The sequence below is a fragment of the Arthrobacter sp. JUb119 genome, assembly GCF_024807995.1.
GTDB lineage: Bacteria > Actinomycetota > Actinomycetes > Actinomycetales > Micrococcaceae > Glutamicibacter.
Genome location: NZ_JANUFE010000001.1, coordinates 368,216 through 388,616, shown reverse-complemented (window position 1 = coordinate 388,616; position 20,401 = coordinate 368,216). Strand labels below are relative to the sequence as shown.

The following is a 20,401-nucleotide window of genomic DNA, read 5'->3' as shown; positions in this document are numbered from 1 at the left end:
GCGGTATTTACCTTCGGACGATGGAACGCAAGAGGCGAAGTGCCACGGAAAGTGAAGCCATGTCGTCTCGTTCCAGGCTGTTCACTTCCGCGAACATAGTCTTCGCACGATCAAGGTTAGCCGCGTTTGCCTCTTCCCATGCAGCAACACGCTCTGCCGGGTCAGCAATATCGCCGTGGGCATCCAGGATGTTGCCGGTCAGGTCGATGATCGTGGTGTACAGGTCATCGCGCATTGCGGCACGAGCCAGCGCCTGCCAACGATCCGAGCGAGGAAGGTTGGTGATGCGATTCAGCAGGCTGTCCACATCGAACAAGTCGTAGAGCACGTAGTAGGTTTCTGCGACCTTGACCGGAGCGGTCCCGGTGCGGTGCACATATTCTGCCACGTCCAGCAGCGCGTAGGATTCGAACTGAGTCGCCCACATGCTGGCACGACGCTCCGGGATCCCCTGGTCCATGGCCTCTTCACGCCACTCCTGGAATCTCTGGAGGTCAGTGCCCCGAACCAAGGTTGGCAGGGCCTCACGCAGTTCGGTAACCGTCGCTTCGTAGCGTTTGACCGCTTCGGTGACCAGCAGTTCCTGATCGACGCGGTTGATGAACCAGCGGGTGGCACGGTCCAGCAGGCGGCGCATGTCGTGGTGCTGGCGGCCCCAGTGTTCCAGATCGGTTCCGGCAGGCTGTGCATTGATCGCATCGAACTGGCGGTCGAACCCGTAGATCTCACGCAGCGCGCAGAAGACCTTGGCAATCTGGACTTCGCTGGCACTGGTCTCTTCCATGGCACGGAAGACGTAGGTGATGCCGCCCATGTTCACGATGTCGTTGGCGATCACGGTCGCGATGATTTCGCGGCGCAACGGATGGCTTTCGAGCTGATCCCCGAAACGCTCTACCAACTTGGTTGGGAAGTAGCGGCGCAGGGTCCGGGTGAAGTACGGATCATCGGCGAGATCGGATTCGGTCAGCGCGTTCGCCAGCTGGATCTTCGCGTATGCGGCCAGCACCGAGAGCTCTGGGGTGGTCATCGCCTCGCCAGCGGCGCGGCGCTCTTCCAGCTGATCCGCGTTTGGCAAGAACTCCAAGCCACGGTTCAAGTCAGCATGGGCTTCCAGCCACTGCATCAGGCGCTCGTACGCTGGTGTCCAGGTCAGTGCCGCATGCTTCTCATTGAGCAGCAACACGTTCTGTTCGAAGTTGGTCGTCAGCACCAGATCACCGATGTTATCGGTCATCGAGAGCAGGAACTCCGTGCGTTCAGCCTCGGTGAGATTGCCCGCCTTGATCTGGCGGTCCACGAAAATCTTGATGTTCACTTCGCGGTCAGAAGTGTCCACGCCAGCAGAGTTGTCAATGGCATCGGTGTTCAGCAGGACGCCCTTGCGGGCTGCCTCAATACGGCCCAGCTGGGTCATGCCCAAGTTGCCGCCTTCGCCAACAACTTTCACGCGCAGATCTGCACCGTCGACGCGGATGGCGTCGTTGGCTCGGTCGCCGACCTGGCCGTGGGTTTCAGCCGCTGACTTCACGTAGGTACCAATACCGCCGTTGTAGAGCAGGTCCACTGGCGCTGAGAGGATGGCCTTGAGCAGTTCGTTAGGGCTCAACTTGGTGGTGCCGGCGTCCAAGCCCAGGACCTCGCGGACCTCGGCGCTAACCGGCACGGACTTGAGGCTGCGCGAGTACACCCCGCCTCCGGCCGAGAGCAGCTCCTTGTTGTAGTCTGCCCAGCTGGAGCGTGGCAGATCATACAGGCGCTGGCGCTCGTCAAAGGCGACCTGGGGATTCGGGTTCGGATCCAGGAAGATATCACGGTGGTCGAAGGCCGCCACCAGCTTCACGGTGGGGGTACGGCGCAAACCGTTGCCGAACACGTCTCCGGACATATCGCCCACGCCGACGGCGGTGAATTCGTCCTTCTGGGTGTCGATGCCCAGCTCGAAGAAGTGGCGCTTCACCGATTCCCAGGCGCCGCGTGCGGTGATGCCCATGCCCTTGTGGTCGTAGCCCACCGAGCCGCCCGAAGCGAAGGCATCGCCCAGCCAGTGGCCCTTGTCGGCCGAGATCGAGTTGGCGATATCGGAGAAGCTCGCGGTGCCCTTGTCGGCAGCGACCACCAGGTAGGAATCATCGCCATCGCGACGAACCACGTTGGCAGGGGCTTCGATGTGCTCACCGTTTTCGTCGGTAACCATGTTGTCGGTCAGCTCCAGCAGGGTGCGGATGAAGACCTTGTACGCGCCCTTGCCTTCTTCCATCCATGCACCGCGGTCGAGAGCTGGATTGGGAAGCTGCTTGGCGTAGAAACCGCCCTTGGCACCAGTTGGCACGATGACGGAGTTCTTGACCATCTGGGCCTTGACCAGACCCAGCACTTCCGTACGGAAATCTTCTCGGCGATCGGACCAGCGCAGGCCACCACGGGCCACGGCGCCGAAGCGGAAGTGGGTACCCTCAACACGCGGCGAGTAGACCCACAGTTCGTGCTTCGGACGCGGGAATGGCGCGAAATCGATCTCTTCCGGGGCCAGCTTGAATGCCAGTGCCTGGTGGGTGGTGAAGTAGTTGGTGCGTTTGGTCGCTTCGATCACCTTCACGAAACGGCGCAGCAAGGTGTCGGCATCCAACGTTGGCACGGATTCCAGCGCTTCGGCGACCTTTGCGTGCGCCTTCTGCCGAGCAGCTTCCGAAGCCACGGAGCTCAGCTGCGGGTCGAAGGTGGCCTGGAACAGCTCCACAATGGCGTGGGTGACTGACGGGTTGCCAACCAGGGTGCTGGCGATGAAGCCAGTGGAGTTCGGAACCCCGAGCTGCAGCAGGTAGTGGGCGTAGGCACGAAGCATCGAGACTTCCTCCCACGTGAGTCCCTCGTGCAGCACCAGTGCGTTAAGGCTGTCGGATTCGGCGAGGTTGCGGACCACTGCGCAGTAGGCCTCAGCCAGCTTGGCTTCCACGGCCTGGAAGTTGATCTCCTCATCGATCTTCAGGCCCATGTCGTAGATGTAGCGTTCGCCGATTCCTTCTGGATTCAGCTCGTAGGGGCGTTCATCGACGACTTCAAGACCCAGATGCTGCAGAACTGGCAGTATGCGCGAGAGCAGCAGCGGCTTGGTCACATAGATCTTCATGCGCTTGGAAACAGCAGAATCCTCATCCTGCTTCTCGTCATCGTAGAAGGAGACAACCGGGCCATCGACTTCTGGACTGCTCAACTCGGTGAGCAGGTCAATATCCTTCAGCGCATCTTCGATTTCGAACTGCACCTTGTAGGAAGCCGGGAAAGCTTCGGCCCAAGCGTTGGACAGCGTGTTGGCATCGCCCAGTTCCAGGCGCGCGCGGGCGGTGTCAACGATGGCGTCAGACCAGGAGCGCACGGCCTTGGCAATACGATTCTCCAGTGCCTTGCGGTCAACCACGGGGGCCAGTCCGTGGCGTTGCAGGCGCAGCCGGTAGAACAAGCGAACGAGCGCGCCCGCACCCAGCTGCGCTTCATATTCAACGGATTCTGCGTTGAAGCTGCGCTGCAGCTCCTGCTCCACCCGCAGGCGCACTGCGGTGGAGAAACGATCACGTGGCAGGAACACCATGGCAGTGACGAAGCGGCCGTAGTCGTCCTTGCGAAGGAAGACCGAGGTGCGGCGGCGTTCCTGCAGGCGCAGGATACCGAGGGCAATCTTGGTCAACTCATCGACGGAGATCTGGAACATCTCATCGCGTGGGTAGCTTTCCAGAATAGTGGTGATGTCCTTGCCCGAGTGGGAATCAGGCGCGAAGCCGGTGCGCTTCAGCACCGCTTCAACCTTTTCGCGTACCAGCGGGACGGTCTTCACGCTCGAGGTGTAAACACTGGAGGAGAAGAGGCCGATGAAACGGCGTTCGCCGTTGACTTCGCCATTGGCATCGAAGCTCTTGACTCCGACATAGTCCAGGTACACGCCACGGTGAACGGTGGAACGGGAGTTCGCCTTGGTCACGATCAGCGCTCGCTTGTCGCGAGCGGTGATGCGGCCGCGCTTGGTCAGGTGCTGTGGACCTTGGTCCGCCAGATCGCGCATCAGTCCCAAGCCGCTGCCTGGGCGGGCGACCAGGACGTCTTCGCCGTTGATGGTTTCCAGCGAGTAGTCGCGGTAGCCCAGGAACGTGAACTTTCCGTCAGCTAACCAGTCCAGCAGCTCCGATGCCTGCTGCACCTCGGCGATTTCCTCAGCCTTCGGAGTCTGCGGAAGGCTCTGCGCAATATCCTTGGCCCGGTCCAGCATGGCCGGCCAGTCCTTCACTGCAACACGCACATCTGCCAGAACGCTATAGAGGCGCTCAACAAATTCCTTGGCCTGCTCATCGCTGAGCTCGCGAGCGAGCTCGACTGAAATCCACGATTCGATGCGGGTTTCTGCACCGGCCGAAATCAGGGTGCTCAAATCCGAGAGCGCAGCGGTGTCACCGCTGGCAACATGCTGCAGACCAGCATGGCTGATCTTTGAAATTTCGCCGGTCTCGGTCTTGCGGGAGACAACGAACGTCGGATGCACTACCAGCTGAATTGGTGAATTCAGCTGCACTAGTGCGGCAGTTACCGAATCAACAAGGAATGGCATGTCATCGGTGACGATGTGGACCACTGAAATTCCGTTGTTGCGGGTAATGGCGACATTAGCGTTTTCAGCATCACGCTGATACCCGATTTCCAGATGTGCTGCCACGCGAGCTTCGAGTTCGTCTGGCCGGTAGGCCGCCACGTCTTCGGTCGCAATTTGGCCATAGTACTCGCTCACCAATTTCGAGGTGAGTGTCTCATCCATGAATGATTCTGACATGCTGGATTCCGACGAGTTCAAAAGAACGCCTCCAAGAACAAAGTTCGATCAACCCGCGCCTTTGCGGATCTCTAGTTTTACCCACATTACTCGGTTTTCACCTCTGGGGTTCAAGCTTCGGAGCGAAATCGACGACTATTCCATTTCTTGGGTGAATCCGTGGAATTTATGCCGGCCAAAGACCGTATTTCCATACGCAATAGGCACCGAGGTGCGATTTCGAGCAATGGGCTTCCTCCCAGCACTGCCGCGTTGCACGCGGCGTTGTCCTCGGGCAGATACCCTGCGATTTGGTGCGTCGGCCCAAACCGGTCCCACGCTTCAATCAACCTGCGCTTCGGGCTGCGCCCGGTACTGCTGGCTCCCACGCGGTTGAAGACGATTTTCGGATTCAGCCCGGGCAGTGCATCCTCCAATTCGTCGATGGCGCGAAGTGCACGCGGAATTCCCAAGCTGTCGGCACGCACGATCATGAAAAGCTCATCGGAGCACTGGAGCATCTCGACGGTGACAGCGTTTCGCTGTGGTGCTTGGGTATCGAAACTGAGCTGTTCGTCCAATTCAATGTACGGAGCCAAATCCAATACGACCAGGTCGTAGTGAACTTTGAGCAGCATGGCCGCTCGCCGCAGCGCCGAGGCCCGGACCTCGGGCCACCGGCTAGCACGCGGGATTCCGGTCGCCACGCGCATGGTCGCCTCCCCGACCTGGACCAAGGAACATGCAGCGTTGAGTCGGGCAACATCCAACGAGCCGGCGTCGATGGCACGGCACAACTGCGCGATGGATGCCGATTCGTCCATGAGCCCCAATTGAATGGCGATGCTGGCGGCGTAGGTATCTGCGTCCAGAAGCACCACGGTTTTTCCTGCTGCCGCCGTTTCCACCGCATAATTCAGCGCGACGGTACTGCGCCCGGGAGATCCAGGGGCGCTCCAGAAGCTGACGATCCTTCCGTTCCGGCCCGTAGAGTCGTCCTCCGGTTCGGGAACCGCGAGCGTTCCGTCGGTTCCAGAATGATTCAATGACTGAACTACGCCCCTGATGCGTCCTTCCAGCTCGGCCATGCCGGAATCCGCAGGCAGATGAAGCACATCAGGCAATGGCTTCCAGTCTTCGGGCCGGTCAAAGAACAGGACAACCGCTGTCTGGCGCATCAGCAACGCATCAAGTTGTTCCATGGGCGGCACCAGCTGGGCGTCGGCAACGATCAGCACATCAGCCATTCCGGTATCGCAAGCGGCAATGGCTTCGGCTATGCCGGAGCAGACGCGGGTGACCATCAGTTCCCCGCGGTACCCTTCGATTTGCCGGACGATTTTCTCCTGGTCTCCGAGCACTACGACCGAAATACTCATTGTTCGGTCCCGGCCGGGTTGTAGACGACGATAATTCTCGATTCGTTGGCCAGCGCTTGAAGCAGCGGTTCAAGCTGATTCGGTTCCAACAGCAGTTCCAGGTTGGTGCCTTGGGTTCCCACCAGTCCCCCGCCGCTTTCAACGCGTGCGGCGACTTCGACCATGGAGGAGAGCTTTTCCGGGACTCCGTAGGTGCTGCCGCTGGTTTCGCGTTTGGCAATCCATACGTCAACGAAGCTACCGGGGGTAATCGACGAAGAAAGGTCTGCCGGAAGATCGACATTGACCGGCCTGCGCGATCCCACTTCACTGTGCATTATCGAGGTGACTGGAATCAGCTGCCCTTCGCTGATAAAGGTGTTCGCTCGGGCGTCCTGGCCGAGCTGCGCATCTGTGTGCAGGTAGTTCTCGAGAGTTTCGCCAAGCTGGACTTCTTGAGTTTTCATGTTCTCGCTGGTCAGCTTTTCTCCGAGGGTGATATTGGTGCTGGCGACATACACCGTGGACGTCTGATGCAATTCGCCGACCAGGTACACGGTTCCCGCGACCGAAGCGACTACGAGCACCGCGCCGAGAGCCAGGCGTGGGTCCTTCCAACTAGGCCGTCGCACACGCGAGGCCGAGGTTGTCCGCGCGTCCTGGGCGATCTGTTCTGTGATCACGGCTTTGACCTTCCGCCAGCATAGGTGCTTATGGATGGTGAGCCTACGACAACTTGGTCCTGCTGGAAAGACCTTGCGTGCACTTGTGGATCACGAAAGAGTGATCGCTTCGACCCATCCGATAGCATCCAGTGGAATCAGCAGTTGCGTTGAGGCCTGCTGGGCTCTGGCGAATTCATCGCGAGGATGCACCAGAATAATCAAAAAATCCTTGGCTACCTGAGTCAGAGTTCCTTCAGCCATGGAGCTGCCCGCACGGCCAAAAACATGGCATCGTGCGCGGTCCCGGAGCAATCCCCGCAGAACCGAGGAAAACTTCACCGAGCGGCCCGGCGCCCGCCGTTCCACCGCAGGTGCGCGCCTCGGCGGAAGGGCAAAGGATTCAATCGCTCCACTGCGGATCACCCATTGGGCCTGCTCTGTTTCCAGGCAGATGTAATCGGTCGCGCAAGGGCCGAGCTTGGCGCGGAGTTCGGTTCCCCCGGCCAGCCGGAGGCTCAATTCGTGTCCGTAGAACCGCATCAGAGTAGGCAGCAGTTCGGCAGTTGCCCGTTCAACCCTGATGTTTTCGGCAATTTCTTCACGCAGCTGCGCCCGGCTCTGTTCTGCTAGCTGAGCCTCCAAGTCGTCGAAGAGTGAATCCCACCGCATGCGCCCACTGTACGAGAATAAACATTTTTGCGTAACCCTATTCACAAAACGAACTCTAAGTGTCACTATAAACATCAAACAACATCAAATGACATCAAAATTCATTCAAGGAAGTGATTCGGGTGTCTCGCCAACGGCAAATATTCGTGCTGCTGCTCTTTTCGGCAGCGTCATTGGTCATTATCTATGTGGGAATCCAGTGGATATCTGATTACTTCCGGTCCCCAGTCGATGGGCGCGCCACAGCGGACCACATAAGGCTTCTCGTCAGCCTTTCGTTCCTGGCGTTACTTACGCTGTACTTGCTGCGCGTGGCCTTGGCCCAGATGATCCGCTGGGCGTTCACCCACCGCAAGCCGAAGCTAGCGCGGTTCTTCGAACGAATCGCCCCCGCACTGAGCAGGAGAATTCTAGGCTCAATGCTTGGAACCTCGATTGCCCTCTCTTCAGTCGCTGCAGCCTACGCGGGTGAACCACTGGCAGTTTCCCTGGCACAGGTCCCGGCGGAAAACGCCAGCCAAGAACTAGCCAGCCATGCAGGCCCGCAGCAAAACTCCGTACCGAGCCCGCAATGGTTCCCCGAATCCATGAGCGTTCCCCTGAGCCCACTGGTATCCCCCGGGGCCAGGAATCCAGGCCAACGTTCGGTGCAACGCACAGAAGTTGTCGTCGCTGAAGGGCAGAATCTGTGGACCATAGCGGCAGATCATCTAGGTACCCAGGCCACCGTGGAAGAAATTTCTGCCTATTGGCCAAAGATCTATCAACGCAACAAGAAGTCCATCGGCACCGACCCGGACCTGCTGCGAGTTGGAACGGTACTTGAACTACCACCAGCCAGCTAAGCGCATTCAAGAACTTCCCCACGCCCAACTAGGAGTCATCATGAGCACCATCGCCATCAGCCCCCGTAGCGCCAACACCGGCTACTATCAACCGGACATCTACGCAGCCAACCTCCCAGACCCGAACCCGGCTGGCGCCACCTCGGCTGCCGATCCATGCCAGGCTCCGGCTCACCTGCGTCGGGCAATGGACAATATCTTCCATCGCTCTGCTGTCTACCGCAGCGAGCACCGGGCCATCGTTGAGATTTCGCATGCAGTAGCCCGCGCGGTCTTCGAAATCGTGGCTGGGTACCGCACCGTGAATCAGCTGGCATTCGTGATGGAGCCCTCTTGCATTGCCAAGCTCCGGCGCCGGGCCCTCCTGGAGACCCAGTGCTACACGCTCGAGCCGCTGCCGGGCACGGCACACGGGCAGATCATCTCATTGCACCTGGACCGGTGCATATCAGGTTCTTGGGAATGCACCGTCATCTTGGGCTTTAAATACCGCGTCCGTGCCGTGGCTCTGAAAATTCAGCCCTGGCACGGACGGTGGCAGGTGACCGATGTGGAGCTAATCTAGCTGCGCTTGGCCTTCTTGTTCTTCTTCTTGCTCGACGTTGCCTGGGCGCGAGTGGTGCTGGCTTCGCCATCTTCATCCGGGCCGGTGAACTGCAGGTTCTTCGGCTTCGCCGATTCGTCGACCGCTGGCGCGGCAACTGCTTCAGCTCCGGTGGGGATCTCCAAGTTGAAGAGGGTTCCGATGCTTTCCTCGCGGATGCCCTCCATCATGGTCTGGAACATGGTGTAGCCTTCACGCTGGTATTCCACTAGCGGGTCGCGCTGGGCCATGGCACGCAGTCCGATTCCTTCCTTGAGGTAATCCATCTCGTACAGGTGCTCCTGCCACTTGCGACCGATGGTCGAGAGCACTACACGGCGCTCCAGATCGCGCATGGTGGAAGAACCAACAAGCTTTTCCCGCTCTTCGTACTGGTACTGGGCATCCGAGAGGATTTCGCGTTCCAGGAACTGCGCGGAGAGGTGCCCCACTCCGCCGGCCTCTTCGAGAACTTCATCGATGGTGATGCCGATCGGGTACAGCTGCTTGAGGTTGGTCCACAACGACTTGAGCTCCCAATCGTCCGGATCGCCGACCTGGGTCGCTTCCAGGACCATTGCCTTGACGACATCTTCCAGGAAGTGGCCGACCTTCTCTTCGAGGTCGTCGCCTTCCAGGATGGAACGGCGGTCAGCGTAGATCGCTTCACGCTGGCGGTTCATCACGTCATCGTATTTCAGCACATTCTTGCGCTGCTCGGCGTTGACGCCTTCCACCTGTGCCTGGGCGGACTCAATGGCGCGCGAAACCATCTTGGATTCCAGCGCCACGTCATCTGGCATCGACGGGTTGTTCATGATGCGCTCGGCCATCCCGGAGTTGAACCGGCGCATCAGGTCATCGGTCATCGACAGGTAGAAACGCGATTCGCCCGGGTCGCCCTGGCGGCCGGAGCGACCACGCAGCTGGTTATCGATGCGGCGTGATTCGTGCCGTTCGGTGCCCAGCACGTACAGGCCGCCGAGCGCCGCAACTTCCTTCGATTCGTTGGCGACGGTTTCCTTCGCCTTGTCAAAGACTTCATCCCAGACCGTGTTGTACTCTTCCGGGTTGTTCTCCGCATCCAGGCCACGGCGCTCCATCTCGGCCACGGCCAGGAACTCAGCGTTGCCGCCGAGCATGATGTCGGTACCGCGGCCGGCCATGTTGGTAGAAACGGTCACCGCGTTCTTGCGGCCGGCCATCGCGACCACGGCAGCTTCGCGAGCGTGCTGCTTGGCGTTGAGCACCTCGTGGCGGATGCCCTTCTTGGAGAGCAGCCGGGAGAGGTATTCGCTCTTTTCCACGCTGGTGGTGCCCACCAGGATCGGCTGTCCCGTCGCATGGCGCTCGGCAATGTCCTCAACCACAGCATTGAACTTGGCGACTTCATTCTTGTAGATGTAGTCCGACTGGTCCATGCGGATTGCTGGCTTATTGGTAGGAATCTCCACCACGCCCAGCTTGTAGGTACCCATGAATTCCGCGGCCTCGGTCTGCGCCGTACCGGTCATGCCCGAGATCTTGGCGTACATGCGGAAGTAGTTCTGCAAGGTCACGGTGGCCAGAGTCTGGTTCTCGGCCTTGATCTCAACGTTTTCCTTGGCCTCGATGGCCTGGTGCATGCCCTCGGAGTAGCGGCGGCCAGCCAGTGCACGGCCGGTATGCTCGTCAACGATCATGACTTCGCCGTTGACAACGACGTAGTCCTTGTCCTTCTTGAACAGTTCCTTGGCCTTGATGGCGCTGTTCAGGAAGCCGATCAGCGGGGTGTTGTTCGCTTCGTAGAGGTTATCGATGCCCAGGTAGTCCTCGACCTTTTCGATGCCCGACTCCAGCACGCCGATGGTGCGCTTCTTTTCGTCGACCTCGTAATCGTCTTCACGCTTCAGTCGCGAGACGATCTTGGAGAATTCGGTGTACCAGCGGTTCACATCTCCCGAAGCCTGTCCGGAAATGATCAGCGGGGTACGCGCCTCATCGATCAGGATCGAGTCGACCTCATCGACGATGACGAAGTTGTGTCCGCGCTGGACCAGCTCGTCCTTGCTCCACGCCATGTTGTCGCGCAGGTAGTCGAATCCGAACTCGTTGTTCGTGCCGTAGGTGATATCGGCTTCATACTGCTTGCGCCGCTCGGCAGGCTTCTGACTGGAGAGAATGCAGCCGCAGGTCAGACCGAGGAAGCGGAAGACGCGACCCATCAGATCCGACTGGTACTGGGCGAGGAAGTCGTTGGTTGTCACCACGTGCACGCCGTCACCGGTCAACGCGTTCAGGTAAGCCGGTGCGGTAGCGACCAGGGTCTTGCCTTCACCGGTACGCATTTCAGCGATGTTTCCCAGATGCAGGGCAGCACCGCCCATGAGCTGGACATCGAAGTGGCGCATGCCAAGGACCCGGTCCGAGGCTTCGCGGACCACCGCAAAAGCTTCTGGGAGCAAGTCATCCAACGTCTCACCGTTAGCCAAACGTTCGCGGAACTTGTCGGTTTCACCCTTGAGCTCTTCGTCCGAAAGTTCGCGAATTTCGACTTCCAACGTATTGGTCGTGTCGGCGTACTTACGAAGAGTCTTCAGAATCTTCTTGTCGCCGGTACGCAAAATACGTTCTAGCAATGATGCCACGTGGTAGCTCCCAATATCTCAAGCACAGTAATTTCTGGCGTCTTCAGTCTACGTGAGGAAAACAGCACATCTGGCTATTTCAATCCCATTTGCGCTGTTCTTATAGCGAACAGCGATTTGATCAACAGGCCCTTCACAGCCCGATTTCCACTCGTTCAAGTTCCAGCCAGCGCGCCATGCGATCCAGCTCGGCTCGCAATCCAGCCTCGACACTGGCGTCGACACCCGGCTCGTAATGCACCTGCTTTGCGTGCAGCACCGACCTGGCCCGGTCAGCTTTCAGATCCACTCGGCCCACGAACTCTTCGCCGAAAAGCATCGGGAAAACGTAGTAGCCGTAGCGGCGCTGATTTTCCGGCACGTAGATTTCGATGCGGTATTCGAACCCGAAGAACTTCTCCAGCCGGCGGCGATTGAAAACCATCGAATCAAAAGGTGACAGCAAACGCAGGTCAGGATCGATCCTGCGCGGAATCTTGGTGCCGGCCTGCAAATAGCAAGGCTCGGCAATGCCGGCAACCTGTACTTCTTCGATGAGACCAGCACGTGTCTGCTGGGCGAGCTCTTCTTTGGCCGCGCGCACCGGAAGACGGAAATACTCTGCGACGCAGTGAGCGGTGGCGATGCCAAGGGCATCCATGGCCCGGACAACCAGCCGGGCGAGGGCCTCGTGCCGCTGCGCCGCATCGAGTTCCTGTTGCCTGCCCACCACATCCGCGGCTAGTGCGTAACGGCGTTCAAACTGGGAGTTGCGTCCCAGCGTCAAGATCTTGGCTTGGGCGAAAAGGGACTCGGTGACGAACTTGGTGTCATTCCAATTCCACCCCCAATGCTTTTTCTCCCCGACCGGGGCGACGTCCAAAGCCTGGCTGATTTGCCGGGCGCTGGAGCCTGGATTATTGGACAGGTATTCAAGGACGCGATCCGAGAGGTCATGCTGTTCGGCGGAGAACCCATCTGATTTATCGATCCAGGTTCGGCGCTGCCATACCCGCAGGTCTTGAATGAGTTCCGAGCTGACCACCGAGGCCTCATGGGCCCAATATTCGGTGATAGGGCTGAGCGGTTTGGCCAGAAGCTGGTCCAGCACCTTGGTGTCATAGGCGCCGAGCCGGGCGAACATCGGCATGTAATGGGCCCTGCGAACGACGTTCACCGAGTCAATCTGCAATTGCGCGATACTGCCGATAGCGCTGACGATTTTCCGCGCGGTGACGGGTTGTACTTTCCTGCCCTTGGACAGGCCTTGGGCGGCCAACGCGATTCTTCGTGCCTGCTTGAGACTGAGAATGCGTTGGCCGCCCACGCTAGTTGTGGCTCCGATGACTAGCCTTCTGTTGCCAAGGCTTTGTCACGGTAGCCGCGAGTTTCCCTGGTGGCTTCTTCATTGGAGTTCAGTGATGGATCCAAGGAGATGACACCGTACTGGTACTGGGTGCGGCCATAGACCACAGCGTGCTCGCCGGTGGCTTCATCGATGAATAGGTAGAACGGATGGCCGACCAGTTCCATGCGGTCCACTGCGTCATCAACGCTCATCACTTCTGCAGGGAAGGACTTGCGGCGGATGACCACTGGCGAGTACTCGGCGTTGGCCTCGACTTCGGCAGCTTCCGCGGCTTTCTGGGCTTCGATGGTTTCTTCAACCAAAGACTTGCCGCTCGATGCGGTAGGCAGGCCGCCAGTTGCCTGGTGGACAGCCAGCGGGGTGTGGTTGCCGCGATGCACCTTGCGCTTGTCGCGGGCCTTGCGCAGGCGTTCAAGCAGTTTTGCGAACGCGATGTCGAAAGCCGCGAACTTGTCAGCGCCGCGAGCCTCGGCTCGAATTGCTGGGCCACGGCCAACAACGGTCAATTCAACGGACAGTGCAGTGCTCTGATCACGAGCGTGTGCTTCTTTGAGGACCTTGACGTCGATGCGCTGTATTTTGGTGGCCAGCTGGTCAACCTTGGTGATTTTCTCGTCAACATACTCACGGAAACGATCCGAAATGGTGATGTTGCGTCCGCTGTAGTTCAGCTCCATGGTGTCCTCCAATAGGGAGTCGGGTGACACAACAGTCCGAAAGTTCCATCCTTTCGGACTGAAGATGGGCTTTTAGCTGCATCTGTGATGCATCCCATACTTCACCTTATGCCACCGTGGCCAAGATTCAAGTATCCGGGCTCACAATTTCCGATCGCGGTAAGCGTAATTACTGTTCAGGTGCATTATTTGGCGGTCTCGTCAAAGCCAGTACCACAGCGCTGGTGACGTCATATCCTGCCTCATGGCAGGCCATGGCCGCGTGCCGCAACGTAGAACCGGTGGTGAGGACGTCGTCGACCAGGATGACCGGCTGGCCATTAGCGCTGGCACGCTCGGCTACGAAATGGGTCCGGCCGCCGCGCCGGTCTGAACCGCTCTTGGATTTCTGCGCCCCGCCCAAGGCAGAACCGAGGCGGTAGTGCAGCAGCGTGCGGCACTCTAGATCTGCCGACAGCAGCCCGCGAGCGAAGCCGTGGTCGAGCATCGTCTTCACCGGAGAGTAGCCACGCTGCGCTGTTGCCTTGAGCGAACTGGGCACCGGCACCACCAGGGTAGGAAGATTCGCGCGCTGCGGGATGCATCCGGCGTTCAGCGCGGCAGCAAGATAAGGGGCGAAGAGCGAGACGAGGAAGTAGCGCTGCTTGTTCTTGAATGCCAGCAAAGCCCGAGCCAGCTCCTTGCCGTAAGCGCCGCAGGAACTAACGGCAAGCTGCTGGCCGAGCGCGGGAAGCTCGACATAGAGATGATGCGTGTCCGGCAGGGGCGGCAGGCTCAGTTGGCGTTGGATTTCACTGCGGCATTCGGGGCAAAGCCGAAAATCTGCCCGGGCGCAGACCGCGCAACAGGCCGGAAGCAGGAAGTTCGCGATTTCCCTGGTGCCGAATCCCAGCCAGCGCATGGGCCGGCTGCGGGACAGCTCATCGACGCACCGCAGCCACTCTTCGGGAATTTCCATACGGCCAGACTGGCCGATGAACCGCGTCGATCGGTCTGGTCGCCAACGAGTTGTGGAGCAAGGTCCTGCTTAGCCGGGATAGGCGACGTCCTGGGCAAAATCCTCAAGCTCGTGCCAGGAATTGCCCACGCGGGTATACAGCTTCTCGTTGGTCTCGGCATACACTTCGCGGCGACTGCCGACACCGGTAGCGATGCCGACCATGCCCAACAGCAGCTGCAGGTGCTCGCTGCCGCCTTCGAAGGTGATCTGGGCCGCTTCAACAGCTTGGTCATCACCGAGCTCGGCAACAATAATGGATCTGTCCGAATCCCATAGCGCGGTATTCACCGGAACTTCTGGATAGATCTTCATTGGCGAATCCGTGAGTCCGCGGGGCACACCTTCAGCATCGCGGATCACGCCGGCGACGTAAACCGACGTGGTCTTGCCGATGGTTGCCACGATCAGCGCCCGCGCGCCGTCACGGGAAATCCGCAAGGAATCGATCTGGGCATCTTCCAGCCAGGCCACATCGATTGGACGGGCTTCACCCTTCATTTCGGTGTCGGCAGGGACCGCCCTGATCGGGGTAGCTGCCCCGTTATCCGCGGTCCAGGTCCAGCCGGCCAGATCCATGGACGGCTGGATGAGCTCCTCGCCCTCCAGCGAAAGGCGCAGGCTGCCCTTGTCGTCAATCCCCCACAGCTGGGTGCGGCGGCCGTTGAGGAAGGCATAGCGATTGCCGACCGGAGACATGGCCGGGTCCCGTGGGTTGTATCCGGAAATATCCGGGACGCCGCCCACCGGAATGATCGAGAGTCCCTTGACGTAGACCAAGTACTGGTCCGAAATGCCGATCAGCGTATCCTGCGTGCTGGGGTTGGACGTAGCCGGCTCGAAGTTAGTGTCTTCGGTCGAAAGGTTGACTTCGTTTTCCTCCCGCAGCAGCTTTACCGAGTCCACCGGAGCTAGGCTGGTCAGCGTGGCTTCCATCTGCTGCTTCATCAGCAAGATGCTCCGGTCGGTAGCATCTGCGAAGGTATTGGAGTTCAAATCAATGGTCGCTTCGCCATCGCGCACCGGCACCGCTGAACGCACCAGTCCGCTGGCCGTCGAGAAAGCGGAGACGACAGCATTTTGCAGGTACGGGGCTGGTCCTGCCAACAAGGCTTCCACCATCGACGTGGTGGTGCCCGAACCCGAGGTGAACCACCGTATGTCGGGAACCAAATAGGCGAAGCTCGCATCGTAGAAGTACAGGGTCTGCGCGGCAAAGATCTTGGTGAACGTCGAGGCTTCGAGCATCGTGCCGTCCGGGGCTTTGGTAATGCGCCATTCGTCGTCTACCTTGGCGACTTCGATATCCACTGCACGGGTCGAGTGATCCGGGTAGTCGGTGCGCACGCCATGCGCGTCGACTTCACCGGTGATTTCGAGCTGGATGGTGTACTTGTTCGCATCGGCCCCGTTGACCACATTGAAGGCATCGTAGATCAGCGTCTGCGTATCACCGCGCCAGGTGTTGCTCAGCTGCGCGTCCATGAATTCGCGGGAGACAGCATAATCTTCGGATACCGAACGCCCAGCCTCGACGAACCCCTCGACGATGGCCCTGGCATCAGCACCTGCTGCCGGTCCATCGGCCGCATAGCTGTAGCTTTCAGCCCCGCTGGTGTCGGTTCCGGCTTCAATCTGCTGGACGGTGGAAGTTCTGGGAATCGAGGCGCAGCCAGAGATCGCAAGCGCAGCAGCAAGGATGATCGCGAGGCTGGAAAAGAATTTCTTCCGCATCAGCTCTCCCCTTCCTTCTTCTGCTCGTTGCTGCCGAGGTTCGGATTGGTGACATCGTCATCTGGCGAATCCGCATCCAAATCCGGATCAAGAACCAGCGGCGTGTATCCGATCTTTGGCACTTCACCGGTCAGCGGGAAGCTGTCTCCCAAAATCACCGTTGCCAGGCTTTCAGGAACTGGCGGTTCCAGTGGAAGCGGCGACGAAGCGATCTCCAGGTCCTCGCTGCGTGGCAAGGTCAGTCGGAAGACCGAGCCGACCCCCGGCTTGCCCCACGCTTCCAATCGGCCATCGTGCAACCTGGTGTCCTCCATCGAGATCGACAAGCCCAGGCCGGAACCTCCGGTGGTCCGTGCACGGGCCGGATCAGCGCGCCAGAATCGGTCGAAGACGTGGTTGCACGCCTCTTCGGACATGCCGATGCCGTAGTCGCGCACGGTGATCGCCACCGCGCTCTGGTTAGCGCCGATGGTGATATCGATTGGCTTGCTTTCACCGTGCTCCACCGCGTTGAGCACCAGATTGCGGATCACACGCTCGACGCGGCGCGGATCCACTTCTGCGACGCAACCGTCGCTGGGCGCGTTCAGGCGGATGAGCGAACCGTATTCATCAGCCACCGGGGTGGCGATATCGATAACCTTGCGGGCTATGACGTTCAAGTCCGTTGACTCACGGTCAAGCACCGCGACACCAGCATCGAAGCGGGACACTTCCAGCAGGTCATTGAGCAGGTGCTGGAAACGCTCGATCTGGTTGTACATCAGCTCGGCGGACCGCGCGGTAAGCGGATCGAAGTCCTCGCGGGCATCGTGGATCACTTCGGCAGCCATGCGCACGGTGGTCAGCGGGGTGCGCAATTCGTGCGAGACATCGGAAACGAAGCGTTGCTGCATGGCCGAGAGATTATTCAATGCGGTGATCTGCTCTTGCAATGAATGGGCCATGTGGTTGAAGGCCGTCCCCAATCGGGCCACCTCGTCCTTGCCGGCGACCTTCATTCGGCGGTCGAGGTCACCGGAAGCAATCCTCTCCGAAACATACGCGGCATCGGCCACCGGGCGGACCACGGTACGGGCGACCGACCACGCAACGAAGCCAACCACTGCCAGCAGAATCAGCCCGGTGAAAGCCATCGCACGATTGATGAATTCGAGGGTATCCTGCACGCTGGACAGGTCGTAGACCAGATACAGTCCGTACTCGCGTCCAGGCGGAATCAGTACCTTGGTGCCGACAATGAGACCGGGCTTGGTTGCGGTATCGGCACCCAGCTCGATGGAACGCCAATAGATGCCTTGCTCCCCTGCAACCCGCTCCGCGAGATCGCCAGGGATCACGCGGGTGGTCAGGGAACCGGAAGCCATTGGCCCAACATAAAGGCTTTGGTCACCGGCAATGGGCATCAGCACGAAATCGCGGACTACGGTTGCGCCATCGCCTTCCAGGGAAGCCAAGGTCGAATTCACCAGGGCCTGGGTGGAGGCGCGATCGGTGGTGGAAGCCGATTCGAGAATGGAGCGGGCCTGGACCAGGCCGCGTTCCGATTCCTTGGATATCTGGTTCACGCGCTCTTCGAAAAGCGTGGAGGCGATCTGGTTGGAAAGGAAGGCGCCGGCGGCAACCAAAGCCAGCGCGGTGAAAAGCAGCGTCGAAATGACGGTGCGGAACAGCAGGTGGCGTTGCCAACGCAGCTTGGCGGTGTGCCAGGGACGCTTGATCCACTGCTCGATTTTGCTCCACCGGGCGGGTTTGGACTGCGACTGGGCATGCACATCGACCGGAACCAACTCTGCACCGGTCGACGTGTGCGAACTCAACTTGCCGAACCAGCCTTGTATCCGACACCGCGAACGGTCTCGATAATCTGCGGCTTCTCCGGGTCAATTTCAATCTTCGAGCGCAGGCGCTGCACGTGCACGTTGACCAAGCGGGTATCTGCAGCGTGCCGGTAGCCCCAGACGGCTTCCAGCAGCTGCTCGCGGCTGAAGACCTGCCATGGCTTGCGGGCCATGGTGACCAGGAGGTCGAATTCCAGCGGGGTCAGCGACACGACATCGGTTCCGCGGGTCACTCGGTGCCCGGCCACGTCGATGGTCACTTCGCCAACTTGCAAAGTCTCCGCGGCGTGGGTTTCGCTTGGACGCAAGCGGGCTCGCACGCGGGCCACCAGCTCGGCTGGCTTGAAAGGCTTGGGCACGTAGTCATCGGCACCGGATTCCAGCCCGCGGACAACGTCGGCAGTGTCCGACTTGGCGGTGAGCATCACGACGGGAACGTCGGATTCCGCGCGGATCTGCTTGCATACCTCGATGCCGTCAATGCCAGGCAGCATCAGGTCAAGGAGCACCAGGTCGGGGTTCGCTTCACGGAATGCTTCCAGAGCACCGGAACCGTCGTAGCAGAATGAGGCATCGAAGCCGTCATTTTGCAGGACAATGCCAATCATTTCCGACAACGCTTCGTCATCGTCAACGACTAAAATCCGTGCCTTCATCCCATGTCCCCCTGAAACCGTAGGTTTGAGGTTTCAGCCAACTGGCCAAACCGGGTAGATCCGCTACCCCACTATTCCTAAGATACATGATCAACCGCCCTTTTCGGGCTGTGACCGGCAGGAATCAGGCAGTTAGCTACGCATCGACGCGTGTCTGCTCCAACGCTTGGGCATAACTGGCCAGCCGTCGCAGGTTCTCGATGGCCTGCGCCGAGCTGCTGCGCGAGAAGTCTCCACGCGGCATCAGGGTTAGTGCACCTAGCTGCCCCAAGCCCAAGCCCAGCTGACGCCAAGGACGAAGAATGGAGTTCACCCCTTCTACAACACCTGGTGCCCGGGTTCCGGGGGCGAGCACCTGCAAGAAGACGCGGCCCCCGCCTTCGACAAGTCCCGCTACCCGCTCCCACTTGCGGTGCGTCAAGCCTCCAGGGTCGATGACCAGCGCGCCGGCACCGGCTTGGTGCAGCAGATCCACCCGTTCAATCCAGTGTTCATCCTGGGTAGGCAGATTCAGCAGCGAGGTGACCCGTTGGCCTTCGGCCTCGCCAGCGAGCACCTTGAAGAACTGCGCATAGGCGCTTCGCACTTCGGCGCGTGGGATCGAGCGCAGGGTCCGGTATCCGCTGGCGGTACTGATTGTGCCGTCGAGCACGTCGCCCAGCAGCGGCTCATCAATCTGGATAGTGAAGTCCGCCAGCGAGGTAATGCGGGCCAGTCGGTCCAGATGCTCGCGTGCTCCGTGGGCGTAGGACTCGATGATGTCGCGGCGCGCCCCATGATCGCTGATCACCCGCTCCCCGTTCGACAGGTACAGGCTGGCGGCCAAGGTCCACGGACCGAGCAAGGTGAGCTTGAGGCGCTGGGCAGGTTTCGCTTCCGCGCCGAGTACATCAGCTAGCAGATTCTCGTCACTGCGCAGGATGCTGCGGGCACGACGGGCATCGATACCGTCCTTGGCACCGATCCTCCAGCCGTGCGGCTGCAGATCGAAGCCGAGGTCTGCCAGCAAGGTGGCGCTGCGCCCTACCGCATCGGCGCCGACGCCACGATCCGGCAGCTGCGGGAAGACCGCGAGGTTGGGTTCTCCCAATTCCCCGCGCACCACTTCGTGGATGGCCGACGGGTCGCTGCCCGGGAACTGGCAGAAAGCGGTGGCGTGAACATCGCGGCGTTCAGCTGCCTCGTGTTCCTGCTCAGTCATTGTTGTGCGAGTCAGAAATGTTCTGGTGGTGGCGGATGACTTCAGAGATCACGAAATTCAGGAATTTTTCGGCGAATTCTGGATCAAGATGCGCTTCGTGGGCCAGGGCGCGCAGGCGCTCGATCTGCGCCTTCTCGCGGCTAGGGTCGCTCGGCGGCAACTGGTGCTCGGCCTTCAGGACCCCTACGCGCTGGGTCGCCTTGAAGCGTTCAGCCAACAGGAAAACCAGCTGCGCATCGAAGTTGTCGATGCTGCCGCGGATGGCGTACAGCTCTTCGAGGACTTCATTCTGGACCTCGCCCTGCAACGAGCTGGCGTGCGGGTCGAATGACTGGGTGGTCTCAGTGTTCTTCGGCTCGTTCATGATCACCAGTTTACGGGTTCGCATGACGGATTACCCACAAG

At 59.8% G+C, this 20,401-nt stretch carries 15 protein-coding genes; 2 read left to right on the top strand and 13 right to left on the bottom strand.

From position 1 onward, the window contains the following. Window positions 1-7: 7 nt before the first annotated feature. The 4 genes from M2368_RS01900 to M2368_RS01885 form a co-directional block, all read right to left on the bottom strand. The gene (locus M2368_RS01900) at window positions 8-4,801 is read right to left on the bottom strand and encodes an NAD-glutamate dehydrogenase (protein WP_332594668.1); all 4,794 of its coding nucleotides are present in this window, start codon (window positions 4,799-4,801) and stop codon (window positions 8-10) included. A gap of 125 nt (window positions 4,802-4,926) precedes the next feature. After that, window positions 4,927-6,174 (bottom strand): CpaE/TadZ family protein, encoded by a 1,248-nt coding sequence (locus tag M2368_RS01895; RefSeq protein ID WP_388022491.1) that lies wholly within the window; start codon window positions 6,172-6,174, stop codon window positions 4,927-4,929. Beyond that, complete coding sequence (locus tag M2368_RS01890) at window positions 6,171-6,836, bottom strand: CpaB family protein (protein WP_426733997.1); 666 nt, start codon at window positions 6,834-6,836, stop codon at window positions 6,171-6,173. Before M2368_RS01890 ends, M2368_RS01895 begins: the two co-directional genes overlap by 4 nt. 90 nt (window positions 6,837-6,926) lie before the next feature. Beyond that, a complete protein-coding gene (locus tag M2368_RS01885; RefSeq protein ID WP_498723960.1) occupies window positions 6,927-7,532 on the bottom strand; it encodes a hypothetical protein in 606 nt (201 codons plus the stop codon). Between the two features lie 77 nt (window positions 7,533-7,609). On the opposite strand from M2368_RS01885, the gene M2368_RS01880 reads away from it, so the two are divergent. Together M2368_RS01880 and M2368_RS01875 are read left to right on the top strand one after the other, a co-directional pair. Continuing rightward, on the top strand, window positions 7,610-8,332 hold the full coding sequence (locus M2368_RS01880; RefSeq protein ID WP_498723959.1) for a hypothetical protein: 723 nt from the start codon (window positions 7,610-7,612) through the stop codon (window positions 8,330-8,332). 40 nt (window positions 8,333-8,372) lie between these two features. After that, window positions 8,373-8,897, top strand: coding sequence for an Rv3235 family protein (locus M2368_RS01875; RefSeq protein ID WP_426733993.1), 525 nt, complete (start codon window positions 8,373-8,375; stop codon window positions 8,895-8,897). On the opposite strand, the gene secA is transcribed toward M2368_RS01875, so the two are convergent. The 9 genes from secA to M2368_RS01830 form a co-directional block, all read right to left on the bottom strand. Further along, window positions 8,894-11,542, bottom strand: a complete 2,649-nt coding sequence (gene secA, locus M2368_RS01870; RefSeq protein WP_498723958.1) for a preprotein translocase subunit SecA — start codon at window positions 11,540-11,542, stop codon at window positions 8,894-8,896. The two genes, M2368_RS01875 and secA, sit on opposite strands and share 4 nt — an antisense overlap. Window positions 11,543-11,675: 133 nt before the next feature. Beyond that, window positions 11,676-12,848 carry a winged helix-turn-helix domain-containing protein gene (locus M2368_RS01865; protein WP_426733988.1) on the bottom strand — a complete coding sequence of 391 codons (1,173 nt, stop codon included), beginning with the start codon at window positions 12,846-12,848 and terminating at the stop codon, window positions 11,676-11,678. 20 nt (window positions 12,849-12,868) lie between these two features. Then, a complete protein-coding gene (gene hpf / locus M2368_RS01860) occupies window positions 12,869-13,567 on the bottom strand; it encodes a ribosome hibernation-promoting factor, HPF/YfiA family (RefSeq protein ID WP_105656863.1) in 699 nt (232 codons plus the stop codon). A 169-nt stretch (window positions 13,568-13,736) separates the two neighbouring features. After that, window positions 13,737-14,525 carry a ComF family protein gene (locus M2368_RS01855; RefSeq protein ID WP_332485963.1) on the bottom strand — a complete coding sequence of 263 codons (789 nt, stop codon included), beginning with the start codon at window positions 14,523-14,525 and terminating at the stop codon, window positions 13,737-13,739. A gap of 69 nt (window positions 14,526-14,594) precedes the next feature. Beyond that, complete coding sequence (locus tag M2368_RS01850; protein WP_105656822.1) at window positions 14,595-16,298, bottom strand: LpqB family beta-propeller domain-containing protein; 1,704 nt, start codon at window positions 16,296-16,298, stop codon at window positions 14,595-14,597. After that, on the bottom strand, window positions 16,298-18,118 hold the full coding sequence (gene mtrB / locus M2368_RS01845) for an MtrAB system histidine kinase MtrB (RefSeq protein ID WP_332498149.1): 1,821 nt from the start codon (window positions 18,116-18,118) through the stop codon (window positions 16,298-16,300). The genes M2368_RS01850 and mtrB overlap by 1 nt, the downstream gene beginning before the upstream one ends. After that, entirely contained in the window at window positions 18,115-18,795 is a 681-nt protein-coding gene (mtrA, locus tag M2368_RS01840; RefSeq protein ID WP_105656824.1) for an MtrAB system response regulator MtrA, read from the bottom strand. The genes mtrB and mtrA overlap by 4 nt, the downstream gene beginning before the upstream one ends. Window positions 18,796-18,931: 136 nt before the next feature. Continuing rightward, complete coding sequence (locus tag M2368_RS01835) at window positions 18,932-19,996, bottom strand: uroporphyrinogen decarboxylase/cobalamine-independent methonine synthase family protein (RefSeq protein WP_332485962.1); 1,065 nt, start codon at window positions 19,994-19,996, stop codon at window positions 18,932-18,934. Next, the gene (locus tag M2368_RS01830) at window positions 19,989-20,360 is read right to left on the bottom strand and encodes a chorismate mutase (protein WP_105656864.1); all 372 of its coding nucleotides are present in this window, start codon (window positions 20,358-20,360) and stop codon (window positions 19,989-19,991) included. Before M2368_RS01830 ends, M2368_RS01835 begins: the two co-directional genes overlap by 8 nt. Window positions 20,361-20,401: the final 41 nt, after the last annotated feature.

What these genes read in the sequence shown, in the direction of transcription:
- M2368_RS01850 (WP_105656822.1), bottom strand. Translation starts at nt 16,298, where the DNA reads ATGCGGAAGAAATTCTTTTCCAGCCTCGCGATCATCCTTGCTGCTGCG.
- M2368_RS01830 (WP_105656864.1), bottom strand. Translation starts at nt 20,360, where the DNA reads ATGAACGAGCCGAAGAACACTGAGACCACCCAGTCATTCGACCCGCAC.
- M2368_RS01875 (WP_426733993.1), top strand. Translation starts at nt 8,373, where the DNA reads ATGAGCACCATCGCCATCAGCCCCCGTAGCGCCAACACCGGCTACTAT.
- M2368_RS01855 (WP_332485963.1), bottom strand. Translation starts at nt 14,525, where the DNA reads ATGGAAATTCCCGAAGAGTGGCTGCGGTGCGTCGATGAGCTGTCCCGC.
- M2368_RS01835 (WP_332485962.1), bottom strand. Translation starts at nt 19,996, where the DNA reads ATGACTGAGCAGGAACACGAGGCAGCTGAACGCCGCGATGTTCACGCC.
- hpf (WP_105656863.1), bottom strand. Translation starts at nt 13,567, where the DNA reads ATGGAGCTGAACTACAGCGGACGCAACATCACCATTTCGGATCGTTTC.
- M2368_RS01900 (WP_332594668.1), bottom strand. Translation starts at nt 4,801, where the DNA reads ATGGATGAGACACTCACCTCGAAATTGGTGAGCGAGTACTATGGCCAA.
- mtrA (WP_105656824.1), bottom strand. Translation starts at nt 18,795, where the DNA reads ATGAAGGCACGGATTTTAGTCGTTGACGATGACGAAGCGTTGTCGGAA.
- M2368_RS01895 (WP_388022491.1), bottom strand. Translation starts at nt 6,174, where the DNA reads ATGAGTATTTCGGTCGTAGTGCTCGGAGACCAGGAGAAAATCGTCCGG.